Below are 14,803 nucleotides of genomic sequence, written 5' to 3'. Positions count from 1 at the left end.
CGGAGAAGTTTTTCTCATCAATAAACCCTATGAATGGACCTCTTTTGATGTGGTCAAAAAAGTCAGAAATGCCCTCAGGATTAAAAAAGTCGGACATGCAGGGACTTTAGATCCTTTAGCCACAGGGCTATTGATACTCTGTGCCGGTAAAAAAACAAAATCTATCGAGTCCTACATGGCTCAGGAAAAAGAGTACACAGGAGTTTTTGTCTTGGGAAAAACAACAGAAAGTTTTGATCTAGAAAAGGAAATCATAGAGGTGGCTGACCCCTCTCATCTCGCCCTAGTTGATGTGAAATCCGCCATAAAGCAACTTACAGGCGACATCTTGCAGATCCCACCCATGCATTCAGCAATTAAAGTGGATGGAAAAAGGGTCTATGAATCCGCACGGCGAGGAGAAGAAGTGAAAATATGTCCAAGACCTGTTACGGTATCAAAATTTGAAATTGTCAAATTTGAAAACCCCGAAGTACATTTCAGAATTGTTTGCTCCAAAGGCACTTACATCAGAAGCCTCGCCAGGGATTTTGGTGAAATATTGAAAACCGGTTCCTACATGTCATCTTTGATAAGGACAAGGATTGGGGAGTTTGAGCTCAAAGACGCATTCGAATTGATGGATCTGGTAGAAAAAATCAAAAACAGACAGAATGAAAATCTATGAAGGGATAGAACATTTTGAAAAGGTTAAAAACCCTATTGTCACGAGTGGGACTTTTGATGGTGTCCATCTCGGGCATCAAAAAATACTTAGCAGAATCAGGCAATTGGCTAATGAAATCAATGGTGAAACTGTATTGGTTACTTTTTGGCCCCATCCAAGGCTAATCCTCCATCCTGAAGAACATAATCTCAGATTACTGACCACTTTTGAAGAAAAAACAAAGTTGTTAAAAGGTATGGGGATCGACCATTTGCTTACAATTCCATTTACAAAGGAGTTTTCAGAACTTTCATCTGAACAGTTTATCCAAAATATCCTGATAGATAAAATTCAAACCCGTAAATTGGTCATAGGGTATGATCATAGGTTTGGAAAAAATAGAGAAGGAAGTTTTGATTACCTCAAATCCAATATCGGTCAATACAATTTTGACCTAGAGGAAATCTCAAGAGAAGATGTAGACCATGTTGGCGTATCTAGCACCAAAATCCGGAAAGCGTTGGAGGAGGGAAAAGTGGATATTGCCAACGAATATCTTGGAAGGGATTATGAACTCAATGGGATCATCATCAAAGGTCAGCAACTTGGCAGATCTATTGGATTTCCCACTGCCAATATTCACATTACACATGATTATAAACTCATCCCCTGTGATGGAGCCTATGCCGCAAAAGTAGAAATTGAAGGTGAAATTCATCTAGGCATGCTCAACATAGGCAACCGACCTACCGTAAATGGAAGTAGTCAGACCATTGAAGTACATTTGTTTGACTTCAATGGAGACTTGTACGACAAAAGAATTTGTGTTTACCTCAAATGCTATTTGAGACCTGAGTTTAAGTTCTCGGGACTTGAATCACTTCAAAATCAATTGGAGAAGGACAAACAAGAAGCAAAACGGATCCTGACACAATTATAACCTTTAAATATACTTTTCAATGATCGATAAAACCATAACAAATGCAAGAGAAGCTGTAAAGGATGTCTTTTCGGATTCTGTATTGATGTTTGGAGGTTTTGGCCTCTCTGGTATACCTGAAAATTCCATCAGAGCACTTTTAGAAAAAGATCTAAGTGGTCTTACCTGTATCTCCAACAACGCCGGCGTGGATGATTTTGGAATAGGCCTGATGCTGAAAAAGCACATGGTCAAAAAAATGATTTCCAGCTATGTGGGAGAAAATGCAGAATTCGAAAGACAATTGCTCAGTGGGGAGCTTGATGTAGAACTCTTACCTCAGGGCACATTAGCAGAAAGAATCAGGGCAGGTGGAGCAGGTATTCCGGCATTTTTCACTCCCGCTGGAGTTGGTACTGAGGTAGCCCATGGAAAAGAAATTAGGGAATTTGACGGAAAGCTTTATTTATTGGAAAGGTGGATCAAAGCTGACTTTGCTTTCGTCAAAGCATGGAAAGGAGATACAGCAGGAAACCTGATATTTAAAGGAACAGCCCGGAATTTCAATCCACTGATGGCTGCAGCCGGAAAAATCACAATCGCAGAAGTAGAAGAATTGGTGCCAGCAGGAGAACTTGATCCCAATCATATTCATACCCCAGGCATTTATGTGCAAAGGATCTTTCAGGGTGAAGGGTATGAGAAGAGAATTGAGCAGAGGACGGTGAGGAAAGGATGAAGGAGAAAGGATGAGGGATGAGGGGTGAGAAGGTAGAGGGTAGGTTTTAGATTTTAGATTTGGGAAGGATGAGGTGTGAAAAAAGGATGAGGCGTCATTGCGAGTCTTTAATATTTTGTAAATGTTCGGAATTGGAAATGACGTCAGGGTACCCGTCATCCCGAGGCACGAGGGATCTCCAGAGGTCCTATTTATGCTTATATTGATCATTTCCGAATCCTCGTGAGATGCTTCCTACGTCAGCATGACGGCTGCTCCGAATTATATTGGTAGGGACCCTTGAAAAACTTTGATATTTTGAATAGCCCTTCGTGCGACGTGGCAATCTCAGTGGAAAGGATGAGAGAAAACAAGAGTCAAAAAAAACCCAAGAAATTAGAAGCGAGAGGAGAGAGAAAAGATATTTGAAATCAAGACTAATAGTAGAAGACACTTAAGGATTGTTAAATTAAGGCAGAAACTGTATAGAAAGATCTATCCTTGTCGTGTCGACGGCAGGAGACATCTACAGAGGCTGAGACATAAGAATCAAGACAACAGAACAACAAAAAAATATAAACTCCCATGCTAGACAAAACCCAAATAGCCCGAAGAATAGCTAAAGAAGTCAAAAACGGACAATACATCAACCTGGGAATTGGTATACCGACATTGGTGGCCAATTATATCCCAGAGGAACTTGAAGTGGTTCTCCAATCTGAAAACGGGCTTTTGGGGATAGGTCCCTTCCCTATCGAAGAGAAAATTGATCCTGATTTGATTAATGCCGGTAAACAGACCATCACAATGGTTAAGGGATCTGCATTGTTTAATTCCGCTGAATCATTTGCCATGATAAGAGGTGGTCATGTACAATTGACCATTTTGGGCGCTATGGAAGTTTCAGAAAACGGGGATATAGCCAATTGGAAAATACCGGGTAAAATGGTGAAAGGTATGGGAGGAGCGATGGACTTGGTAGCTTCTGCGGAAAACATTATTGTGGCTATGCAGCATTGCAGTAAGGATGGACAATCCAAATTACTGAAAGAATGTTCCTTACCGATTACTGGAATTCGATGTGTTAAAAAGATTGTCACTGACCTTGCCGTACTTGATGTTCTTCCAGAAGGAGGATTTAAATTATTGGAAAGGGCTCCGGGAGTAAGTGTTGATGAAATCAGAGAAAAAACAGAGGGCAGATTGGTCGTTGAAGGTGATATACCTGAAATGAACCTCATTTGATGAAAATTTTTTAAACCTTTATCCAGTAGAATGAACTATATCTTGATGACCTTGATTCTATTTTCTGTGTTAAATAAACTCTCGCTTTTAAAGGTTATCACCATTGCGCAAAGATTCAAGTTATCCATCTGTGAGTCCTTGCGTCTCCCGAATGAATCGGGACAAGTTTTGCGGGAAACATTGTCAATTCATACTTAACAAAGCACTAGTTTTACAATGAAATCACCAATCCATAAATGAAAAACTCTGAAATAAAATTTTCGATTGAACTCGATGAAAAAAACCTTCCAAAAAAAATCCTATGGAATGCTTCTGACAAAGAAGAAGAAGGTGCAGAATCCACAAAAAGTATCAGTCTTAATGTTTGGGACAACCTCAACCAAAGTACATTGAGAATTGACCTTTGGACAGAGGATATGTCAGTGGTAGAAATGAAAAGATTTTACATAGATGTATTGGGAGGAATGGGCCAAACTATTCTGAACAGTACCGGAGATGAATATATCTCAGAAGAAATAAAAATTCTTTGTGATAAACTTGTCAAGCATGTCAACGAGGAAAACAAAAAGACCTCCAAATAACAAATTGACCCTGAGCAAAATCAGGGTCTTTTTTTGTTAATGTTTTAATTTATTTCTTTGGACATACCGAGTAATGAAAATTGGCATTTACAGAAAGGGTAATGACGCTAGATTACCCCTATCTACTGTAAGCAGACGTCATTCCGAGGCACGAGGGATCTCCAGCGGTACAATTAGACAGTTGAAATACTATAAAAAAAACTTTTGGTCAAAATAATCCTTTTCCTGAACCTCGGGAGATGCCCCGAAAGCATCGGGGCAGGCTTTCTCCCGATAGCCATCGGGATCAGCATGACGGCCGCTCCGATTAATTTCATTGGCAATACATATATCTGTCCGCTAAATCAAAGATGGTTGTTTTAATTCCAAATCTTCGGACTCCGTCTTCCTTTTCATGGAGCCACATACTTTACATACAAAAAAAGCGGTCAACCATATTATTTTTTCCCAAAATTCAATTCCCGATTTGCATTTTTCCTTTTGATAATGAGTAGGTTTCAAAAAAAATTATAATTCTATTAATATTTGTTAAAAATTTTTTTTGGTGAATGATATTGATAATTGGTATTTTAATCTAAATTTCCTGCATATTAATAACTTAATATTTGCCAATTACCAAATTAACAATTAACCCAATATACCTTATGCAAAATTTTACTAAAAGTTTTATTCAGGGAGTATTCTTACTTCTTGCTGTAGTTTTCCTCAACACCACTGAAGTTTTTGCTCAAACAACAACAATTTCAGGACAAGTGACTGAAGTGGGAACGAAAGAGACACTAGTCGGTGTCAACATTGTGGTAAAAGGTAGAGTTGTAGGTACCATTTCTGACTTAGATGGTAATTTCACTTTACGCGTCAACCAGGCACCTCCATTCACCCTAATCTTTTCAATGGTCGGGTTTTCAAGTCAAGAAGTGGAAATCACAGATTCCAATGTTTCGAACCTTCAAGTAAGTTTAGCAGAAGCTTCTATCCTGGGTCAAGAAGTAATCGTTTCGGCCTCAAGAATCGAAGAAAATGTACTTCAATCTGCAGTGACTGTAGAAAGAATGGACATCATTTCCATCAGAGAAGCTCCTCAAGCCAATTTTTATGATGCCTTGAATAATATGAAAGGGGTAGAAATGAGTACCCAATCTCTTACCTTCAAGTCCTTCAACACTAGGGGTTTCAATGCAAATGGCAACGTTAGGACTGTCCAACTTATAGATGGAATGGACAATCAGGCTCCAGGACTGAACTTTTCTGTAGGTAATATCGCAGGTATTTCGGAATTGGATCTTGAAAGTTTGGAATTGCTTCCAGGAGCTTCCTCTGCTCTTTATGGTCCAAATGCCATCAATGGAATTCTTTTGATGAACAGTAAAAATCCATTCCAGTATCAGGGATTTTCAGCACAGATTAAAACCGGTGTAATGGACGAAGGACAGAGAAGCAATCCTACAACCGGATTTTATGATTTTGCAGCAAGGTATGCTACTGCTTTCAATGATAAACTTGCCTTAAAAGTCAATGTCAATTACCTGAGAGCAGATGATTGGCAAGCCAATGATTTCAGAGATCAGTCTTTATTGAACGGTTCCACCATTGAAGGTGGTAGCAGGCAAAATAATCCAGGATACAACGGTATCAACATTTATGGCGATGAAACCAATGTGAATATGTTCAGTGTCGCCCAGTCTTTGGTTGGTGCTGGTTTGTTGCCACAAGCAGCTTTAGCCATAATTCCTCAGACCTCTGTATCAAGAACTGGCTATATGGAAAGAGACCTCGCTGATTATGGAACCGAATCCTTAAAATTAAATGCTGCCCTTCATTGGAGATTGAATGACAGGGTAGAAGCCATATTTCAAGGGAATTATGGAGCAGGTACTACAGTCTATACGGGTGCAGATCGCTATTCCATTACAGGCTTCAATATCGGACAATACAAAGCTGAGTTGAAAGGTGCTAATTGGTTTGTAAGAGCTTACACTACCCAGGAAAGATCAGGGGATTCTTATGCAGTGGGTATCGCTGCCCAGGGCATCAATGAAGCTTGGAAAACAAGTCAGCAATGGTTTGGACAATATGTAGGAGCATATGCAACCGCTGCCGGTCAAGGTGCTGATGCCAATACTGCCCATGCAGCAGCCAGGGCTTTTGCAGATCAGGGCAGGTTTATGCCGGGTACCCCTGAGTTCAATCAGGCATTGGGAGATGTGAGATCCAGACCTATTCCTGGAAATGCCCAAGGAGTTGGTGCAAGATTTGTTGACAAAACCAACCTTTACCATCTAGAAGGTTCATATACTTTCAAAGATGTGACTTGGGCAGATTTTGTAATGGGAGCAAATTACAGACTATATTCATTGAATTCTGAGGGTACTTTATTTGCCACCCAAGAAAATGGTGATGAATTTTCCATCAACGAATACGGGGGATACTTTCAGGGTTCCAAAAGACTCATCAATGATAATCTGAAACTGACCGCATCGGTCCGTTATGATAAAAATGAAAATTTTGATGGTCAATGGTCTCCCAGGGTTTCGGCTGTTTATACTGCAGGCCAGCACAATTTCAGGGTTTCTTATCAGACAGGTTTTAGAATCCCTACCACTCAGGACCAGTTTATTGATTTGATGACACCACAGGCCAGATTGATAGGTGGTTTGCCTTTATTAAGAAACAGGTATAATTTCAACACCAATCCTGTTTATTCTTTGGCAACAGTGACACAATTTGGAGGCGGAATTCAAGCATGGGCTACGAATCCAGCAAATCAGGGAGCTGTAATGCAAGAAGTCCTAGGGCAATTTCCTCCGGGAACTTCACCAAATGATCCTTCCGTTATGGCAGTTTTCAACCAATTATTACCTGTTAGAGCCGCTGAAGCAAATCAAAACTTAAAACAAGAATACGTAGTAAGACCATTTCAGCCAGAGATAGTCAGATCATATGAGATTGGTTATAAGAGCCTTATTGCAGGAGATAAGTTGATGATTGATGGTTACTATTACTACAATAGATTCGAGAACTTTATCGGAGGACAAGTACTTGTTCAGGATCGTAATCCAGGTTCAGGTATTGCTTCAACTACAGGTTTGAATCTCCTAAGCGCAAACACCAGAAATGTATTCTCCATGCCTGTCAACCGTCAGGAAATCATCAAATCCTATGGATGGGCTTTGGGAATGGACTATCAGTTACCTAAAAACTACACCATTGGTGGTAACGTGTCATTCAATAAACTATCCAATATTGAAGACTTGGGAGGTTTCCAACCGTCATTTAACACGCCTGAGTACAGGACAAACTTTACTTTTGCAAACAGGAATATCGCTTACAAAAACATTGGTTTTGCTGTAGCATGGAGATGGCAGGATGAGTTTGTATGGCAGTCTTCTTTTGTAGGTCCATTGGTTTCTACACAGGGACTATCTGTCATGCCTGCATTCAGCACCTTTGATGCACAGGTAAGTTATAAATTGAAAAGCCTTAAATCAATCATCAAAGTCGGTGGATCCAACCTATTCAACAGCAGTGGATACCGTCAGGCTTGGGGTAACCCAACTGTTGGAACCATGTACTTTGTATCCATTACATTTGACGAATTCTTGAATTAATTAACCACTGATTTCCTATAAAAAACCACCTCGCAAGGGTGGTTTTTTTTTGTAACAATGGTCACCGTATCAGGATGGGGAATTATTGAATTTTGTAATTCAATTCAATTCATGGATAAGCAAATCCCTGAATTTCGTTATCTTCAAGATAGAATTAAATCGATGAAAAATACACTTACAGAAAAAGCCAAAAGATACCTACCCATTTTGGATTGGCTTCCCCAATATAAAAAAACTGATCTTCAGGGAGACTTATCAGCAGGACTGACTGTGGGCATCATGTTGATTCCTCAGGGAATGGCTTATGCCATGTTGGCCGGACTAGAACCAATTCACGGACTTTACGCCGTCACTGTACCTCTACTGCTTTATGCAATATTCGGGACTTCCCGACAATTGGCTGTTGGCCCTGTTGCTATGGTATCTCTTTTGACAGCTGCGGGAATTGCCGGATTGAATGCAAGTTCTCCTGAACAATACTTGGTATATGCCTTAACCTTGGCATTTTTGGTAGGATTGATCCAATTTGGAATGGGAATTTTGAGATTGGGTTTTGTCGTTAATTTCCTCTCTCATCCTGTAATCAACGGTTTTACTTCTGCTGCTGCCATCATCATAGGACTCAGTCAAATCAAACATATCTTTCGGATCAACCTTCCCAATTCAGAGCATATTCAGGAAATGGCAGTAGCCATCTTCCAAAATATAGGAGACATCCATTGGATTACATTCGGGATAGGAGTTATTGGTATTATAATAATCAAATACGGAAAAAAAATCCATAAAAGTTTCCCTGCACCTCTAGTTGCAGTAATTATCGGTATTGCATTGGTATCTGGTTTTGACCTGACTGGCCAAGGTGTGAAAATCGTTGGGGATGTACCAAGTGGATTACCTAGCCTTTCAAGTCCCTCATTTGACTGGGCAACTTGGAAGACATTGTTCCCAATAGCGCTTACCATTTCATTGGTGGGATTTGCAGAGAGTTTTGCGGTGGCTAAAACCATTCACGCAAAACATAAAAATTACAAATTGGATTCAAATCAGGAATTGATTGCGCTTGGAATGGCCAATTTTGGAGCAGCATTCTTTAGAGGATATCCTGTAACAGGTGGATTTTCCAGAACTGCTGTCAACAACGATGCCGGTGCAAAAACAACCATGGCCTCTATAATCAGTGCAGTATTGATAGTACTTACCTTATTGTTTTTCACGGGGTTATTCTATAACCTTCCAAGCACCATCTTGGCAGCTGTTGTTTTGGTTGCTGTCTCAGGATTGATTGACTTCAAAGAGCCGGTTCACCTATGGCACAAAGACAAAGCTGATTTTTCCATGTTGGTTGCGACATTTGTCATCACCTTAACCTTGGGGATTGAAACTGGCATCATATCAGGGATGATTCTTTCTTTATTGGTAGTTATCTACAGGGCATCAACGCCACACATGGCACAATTGGGCAGAGTTCCTGGTACTAATATTTTCAGGAACATCAACCGTTTTCAGAATCTCGAAATCAAAGAACATCTTCTTATGGTTAGAATTGATGGTCCAATTTATTTCGCAAACGTGGAATTTATCAAGAATAAGTTGGAAAAATGGATTCTTGAAAGAAATGAAAAAGTGAATATGATTGTATTCAACATGGAAAGTGTTACAAATATTGACAGTACAGGAGCCCATGAATTGAATGAATGGATTCTGGCTTGGAGAAAATTAGGAATAGATGTGTGCATGACGAGTATCAAAGGTCCTGTGAGGGATGTTCTGAATAGATGGGCTTTGCTTGAATGTGTGGGTGCTGACCACATCTTTCTGGATGACAATACAGCCGTGTCTGCATTTGACCATGCCATAGATGAGGATATCCTCGAAAAGTATTCCCCATATGCAACCCAAACCAATATCAAATAATGTGCAACATCGATTTTGAACAGTATTTTGCCAATAATCGCCATTGGGCTGAAACAGTATTGGCTGGAAATATGGATTACTTTCTAGAGATCAAAGAAGGACAACAGCCAAAAGCATTGTTATTGGGATGTTCTGATAGCAGGGTCTCACCTGCCACGGTACTCGTGACAGGATTGGGCGACCTATTTATTCATAGGAATATTGCCAACGTAGTATCCCATTCCGACCTCAATTTCCTTTCAGTGATGCAGTATGCAGTCGAAAGTTTGAAAGTTAGAGACATCATAGTATATGGCCATTATGGTTGTGGGGGAGTAAGGGCCGCTTATGAAAATAAAAGCAATGGGTTGATTGACAATTGGCTTGCCAATATCAAGGATGTTATGCGTCACCACAAATCCGAGCTTTTGGATATTGAAAATGAGGATGAAAGGTTGGAAAAACTGGTTGAATTAAATGTCCTGGAACAAATCGAAAACATCAAACAGACTTCAATCTATAAAGATGCAATGGACCATGGCCTAAAAATTAGGTTACATGCTTGGGTATTTGATATTTCGACAGGTCTGGTACTTGACCTCAAAAAGAAATACAATATTCAACCAGCACTGACCTAATTGCTGATCAATTCCTCAAAATCGTCTCTGATATAGATGATATTTCTGCCCAACTCTATCCACTTTTTCTTTTCCAATTGCTTGAGCAACCTTGAAATCACCTCCCGGGATGTCCCCAATTCATTGGCGATTTCTTGGTGGGTGGTATGAAGTTCATTGGATTTTTGCTGCTTCATTTTGGTAACTATGTAGCGCATTAGCCTTTCATCCATCCTTTTAAAGGCCACTGCATCCAATGCTACCAACATTTCCATAAATCTGGTCTGATAGGTCATGGCTACAAATTCCTTCCACTGTTTGAACTGATCTGTCCATTCCTCATGCTTTTGGATGGGAATACCCAGCAAGGTGGTCTTTTCTTCTGCTACAGCTTTGATTTCACTGGGCTTGGAGGCCGAACAACAAGTCAATGACAAGGCGCAAGTTTCACCTGGTTCCAAATAATACAGGAAAAGTTCTTTACCGTCCTCGTCCATCCGTATGATTTTGATAGCTCCTTCCAAAATAACCGGAACCATTTTGATAAATTGACCAGGTTCTGTAATGGTTTTTCCTGCTTGGAAAACATGGACAGTTCCATGTTTCAGCATTGCTTCCAAAAGATTAGGGTCAGTGATATTTGGTAGTTTTTCCTTAAGCTCTTCTAATTCCATATTAAAAATTTTCTTAAAATTAATGGGTTTACAAAAGTTAATTTAGTAATAATAGCCAAATTTACCCACACCGCTAAAAATTAACACGAAAACAATCAGTATTTTAAATGACTTTCATCATGATTATTAATGAGATATTTTTAGAGATTTGACCATCAGTAAACCAAATCAATAAAGCTATGAAAAGAATTATCGTCCCTATTGATTTCTCCACTTACTCCGATAATGCATTTTTAAGCGCACTTAAAATTGCACAAAAATCAAACAGCAGTATTACTTTGATCAATGTGGTAAGTACTGAATTGGATTGGAAAAACCTTTCCAAAGAGCGGAAAAATCAAAACCAAAGCATACTGGATATGGAGGCTGAGGCCAAAGATAAATTAAGGACATTTATCCTGGACCATAAATTGAATACTGTGCCAGTTGAAGCTGTAGTTGAAGTGGGTGTCCCCCATGAAGAAATAGTTGACATAGCAAAGAAACATGCTGCCAATCTTATTGTGATCGGATCCTATGGAATAGGACATACCAATGAAAAATTTGTTGGCTCCAACCTCCAAAAAGTATTAAGAAATGCGGATTGCCCTGTTTTAGCAGTAAAAAAAGCCATGAATGGCAATGACCTCCGAAAAATGGCTTTTGCTTCGAAATTTAATGAGGATTCCCGACCTGCCTTTATGAAAATGAAGCCCATATTAAAAGATTTTCAAACATCCATTCATTTTCTATACATCAATACCCCATCTGATTTTATCAATTCAGGAGCGGCTGAAAGAAAAATGGATATTTATGCCAAAGGTTTGGAGGACCATGTTATACACAAACATGTCTACAGCCATAAGGAAGCAGAAAATGGCATAGTGGAATTCACTAAGAAAAATAAAATCGGATTTATCGGTATAGCTTCCAATAACCGAAAAGCCAAATCAACCTATCAAATCGGTACGACGGACACGGTTTTATTCAAATCAGACATACCTGTGTTAAGTGTGAAAATGGAATAAATAAAATGGTTATCCGCATATTTGCCAGTAAACCAATAATCTATAACAAACAGGTCGGAAGTCCGAAGTCCGATGTACCGGACATTTCAGTTTCCTACCTAGAACTATATTGAATTATCATTTACTGGCATCATTGCGTACATACATTATAAATAATATGAAAATCCATCTACTTCAAATTGAATCGACTTTATAATATAATAGCTAGAAGTGGGAAGTGGGAAGTATATGTCATTTAAAATTCAATCATGGATAGTTTCCTATGGCTTATTGATAGCAGCTTTGCGGATAAAATAAGTTTTAATTTTTAAGTAAGACAGGAATGTAAAAGTTGCTTAGACACCCCAAAAAGTAAAATTCCTGAAATGGGCGGAGTGAGTCACTCCGCTTTTATTTTTTTCGAATTTTTAAGGGGGTTCTTATCAAAAATGATTCGTTTTTATTACTTCAAACATCGGACTTTCTACCATTTGAATAAAAATGTTTTCTATTGTCCAAAGAGCATTTGATCACTATCCAACATCTATCACATCCTTTTTCTGATGTTTCCAATGAATGACTGAACTTCCCAAATTATCCATCCCGGAAACTACCTGTTTGATCACATTGGTGAGTGTGGATACAGGAAATTCCATTGGTTTGATTTTGATCTTTTGATAAAGTTCTGAAATGAATTTCTTATAATGTTTACCATTTTCGCCGATCCAGTCAGGGACCTCTTCAGGAATGTTTTCCAGAAGGATGTATTCCCTGATTTTCTTCAGAAAATCAAAAGTGAAGTTTTTTAGATCATTGTAGAATTCCCTAACTAGCTTATCTTCTTCATCTTCCATGTCATTGATATTGTGCATAACGTCTTTAAGGTCTTTGGCACCATATACCATTGTCCTCAATGCCAACATCAAAGAGGTTAGTTTTTTTGCCTCCACTATGCTAAGGTTTTCTTCTTGAACCAGAATATGGTATTTGGTCAATTCATCTTCCAGATTTTTAATTTCCTTATACTGTCCGGCAAGGTCATAAGGTTGCTGAAGAATTTTTCTCCAAATGGACACATTTTCTTTATCTCGCTCCCCTACATTCCAAACTTTGATCATGAATTCAACGGTCTTTTCGAATGCCAGGTGAATGTCTTTTTCCAAAGCTGCTATAGCTGCTTCAGGTACTTCAGGGCTAACGTTTTTAGTATAAACGGAAATTCCTTTTGGCTCAAATTTAGTAAACCGGTTTTTGAGCCATTTTTCCAGTTTTGGAATAAAAGGTAAAAAAAGTAAAATCCCGATAAGGTTAATGATGGTATTGAGTAATACCAACTCCATCAATGGGTCTGAAATGGAAAAAACTAACATTGTTAAAGCTATCAAAGATCGGATAAAGGAGAAAATCAGCAAACCGGTAATCACATTGAAAAGGAAATGTGCCAATGCCAATCTTTTTTTATCAGCAGGACCGTTTAACGATCCTATACCCACTGTGATTGTAGTTCCGATATTTGCGCCAATTATTAAAACAGCCCCTTCCGTCAATTCGATCACACCTGCACTCATCGCACTTAAAATAATCACCACCATGGCCGAACTTGATTGAATCAGAGCAGTGACAACAAGTCCGATGACAAGGTAAATCCAAAGTCCAAAAGCTTGAAATTCACTCAAGTCAATTTGATCAGCCACCGCTTCGATTGCTGTCTTCATAAAATCCAACCCCAAAAACAACAATCCAAAACCAACTGAAAAAGCTCCCAAATTCCGTAGAAATGGTCTAGAGGATGAGAATAAAAACAAAAGACTACCCAATCCCAAAAAAGGCATCGAAAAGGAGGCTACACTCAATTTAAATCCCAAGGTAGCAACTATCCATGCCGTCACTGTTGTCCCCAAATTGGCACCCAAAATTACTCCAATTGCATTTTTTAAATTGATCACTCCGGCGCCCAAAAATGCCAACACCATTAACGTAACCAAAGAACTGCTTTGTAGAATGGCTGTAATCAGCGTACCAACAAGAATCCCTTTCCAGGCCGTATCGGTGAATCTTTGAAGTAAATGTCTAAATGATTTGCCCCCAAGTTCTTTGATTGATGTTTCCAGTTGGTGCATTCCCCAAAGGAATAAACCAATTCCGGCCAAGAATTTCCAGAAATCAAAAATTTCATCTTGAATCATTGGTGTTGGGGTTTTTATGGCAATACAGCAAAACCTTTAAGACAAATATAAAAAGTTGATGGAATTATAGAGAAAACAATGAATTACATTTCAGGCTTCTTTTTAAATTTTTTCATTTTTCGGGGATTGTACCAAAGGTAAAATCCTGTGATACACAGAAAAATCAATCCAAATGATGTCAGTGTACTGTAGATGATTTTGGAATTTTCCGAATCAGAATCAAACAAAAAATCCAATATACTGCCATCATGTATCTTCTCCACCAAATCGGAATTCCGTTGTTTGACGGATAATACCTCTCCTGAAAAACCATCAATCTGTATCTCAGTAAAATGTTTTTTGAAAACAATTTTGGCTATTCCTTTATCAGGACGCACATCCACCCTATCAATCAAGTCACTTTTCCCAATGCTGTCTCTCATAAAGGCTTGACCGGTGATGATCATCTGTTCCAAACTGATCCAATCGCCTGGGTTTTCGACTTTTGTGGTTTGGGTTTTTGGGATCAGTTTCATTTCCTTTTTCCATGCCAAAAGAATTGCTGTGATTCCTATAATCAATAAAAAAAAGACAAATGTGATACTCACTACTTTATGAATCCTTCTGTGAATCCTTGTATTTCTGGCTGTTTTGGAAATGTTGATCATGTACTCAATATTGTTGGGCAATATATTCCTAATTGGAAGTGTAAAAAAAAACAATACTATCAGTGGTGATAATCATGGATTAA

The 14,803-nt window shown here is 38.9% G+C and carries 12 protein-coding genes; 9 read left to right on the top strand and 3 right to left on the bottom strand.

The genetic code is table 11. The annotated features are described in order from the left end of the window. The 8 genes from truB to ACEW8U_RS14585 all read left to right on the top strand — a co-directional run. A partial coding sequence (gene truB, locus ACEW8U_RS14620) for a tRNA pseudouridine(55) synthase TruB (RefSeq protein WP_373522791.1) occupies positions 1-667 on the top strand: 667 nt, incomplete at its 5' end. After that, entirely contained in the window at positions 654-1,586 is a 933-nt protein-coding gene (locus ACEW8U_RS14615) for a bifunctional riboflavin kinase/FAD synthetase (RefSeq protein ID WP_373522790.1), read from the top strand. The genes truB and ACEW8U_RS14615, both read left to right, overlap by 14 nt. A gap of 19 nt (positions 1,587-1,605) precedes the next feature. Next, the gene (locus ACEW8U_RS14610) at positions 1,606-2,304 is read left to right on the top strand and encodes a CoA transferase subunit A (protein WP_373522789.1); all 699 of its coding nucleotides are present in this window, start codon (positions 1,606-1,608) and stop codon (positions 2,302-2,304) included. Between the two features lie 564 nt (positions 2,305-2,868). Then, the gene (locus ACEW8U_RS14605; protein WP_373522788.1) at positions 2,869-3,528 is read left to right on the top strand and encodes a 3-oxoacid CoA-transferase subunit B; all 660 of its coding nucleotides are present in this window, start codon (positions 2,869-2,871) and stop codon (positions 3,526-3,528) included. Positions 3,529-3,764: 236 nt separating this feature from the next. Then, positions 3,765-4,109: a gliding motility protein GldC gene (gene gldC, locus ACEW8U_RS14600; RefSeq protein WP_373522787.1), complete on the top strand. Its 345-nt coding sequence runs from the start codon at positions 3,765-3,767 to the stop codon at positions 4,107-4,109. Positions 4,110-4,753: 644 nt separating this feature from the next. Then, a complete protein-coding gene (locus ACEW8U_RS14595; RefSeq protein WP_373522786.1) occupies positions 4,754-7,717 on the top strand; it encodes a carboxypeptidase-like regulatory domain-containing protein in 2,964 nt (987 codons plus the stop codon). A gap of 162 nt (positions 7,718-7,879) precedes the next feature. Then, positions 7,880-9,631: a SulP family inorganic anion transporter gene (locus ACEW8U_RS14590; protein WP_373522785.1), complete on the top strand. Its 1,752-nt coding sequence runs from the start codon at positions 7,880-7,882 to the stop codon at positions 9,629-9,631. Continuing rightward, positions 9,631-10,248: a carbonic anhydrase gene (locus tag ACEW8U_RS14585; protein ID WP_373522784.1), complete on the top strand. Its 618-nt coding sequence runs from the start codon at positions 9,631-9,633 to the stop codon at positions 10,246-10,248. Before ACEW8U_RS14590 ends, ACEW8U_RS14585 begins: the two co-directional genes overlap by 1 nt. Here ACEW8U_RS14585 and ACEW8U_RS14580 read toward each other — a convergent pair. Further along, complete coding sequence (locus ACEW8U_RS14580; RefSeq protein ID WP_373522783.1) at positions 10,245-10,901, bottom strand: Crp/Fnr family transcriptional regulator; 657 nt, start codon at positions 10,899-10,901, stop codon at positions 10,245-10,247. The genes ACEW8U_RS14585 and ACEW8U_RS14580 overlap by 4 nt on opposite strands. 179 nt (positions 10,902-11,080) lie before the next feature. Here ACEW8U_RS14580 and ACEW8U_RS14575 point away from each other — a divergent pair, with 179 nt between their 5' ends. Next, positions 11,081-11,908 (top strand): universal stress protein, encoded by an 828-nt coding sequence (locus tag ACEW8U_RS14575; protein WP_373522782.1) that lies wholly within the window; start codon positions 11,081-11,083, stop codon positions 11,906-11,908. A gap of 512 nt (positions 11,909-12,420) precedes the next feature. On the opposite strand, the gene ACEW8U_RS14570 is transcribed toward ACEW8U_RS14575, so the two are convergent. Together ACEW8U_RS14570 and ACEW8U_RS14565 are read right to left on the bottom strand one after the other, a co-directional pair. After that, the gene (locus tag ACEW8U_RS14570) at positions 12,421-14,073 is read right to left on the bottom strand and encodes a Na/Pi cotransporter family protein (RefSeq protein WP_373522781.1); all 1,653 of its coding nucleotides are present in this window, start codon (positions 14,071-14,073) and stop codon (positions 12,421-12,423) included. Between the two features lie 83 nt (positions 14,074-14,156). After that, positions 14,157-14,741, bottom strand: a complete 585-nt coding sequence (locus ACEW8U_RS14565) for a PepSY domain-containing protein (RefSeq protein WP_373522780.1) — start codon at positions 14,739-14,741, stop codon at positions 14,157-14,159. Between the last annotated feature and the right edge of the window lie 62 nt (positions 14,742-14,803).

Origin of the sequence: Aquiflexum sp., assembly GCF_041751335.1 — a bacterium.
Lineage (GTDB): Bacteria > Bacteroidota > Bacteroidia > Cytophagales > Cyclobacteriaceae > Aquiflexum.
The sequence above is the reverse complement of the archived record's forward strand: the minus strand, read 5'-3'. Positions and strand labels throughout refer to the sequence as shown.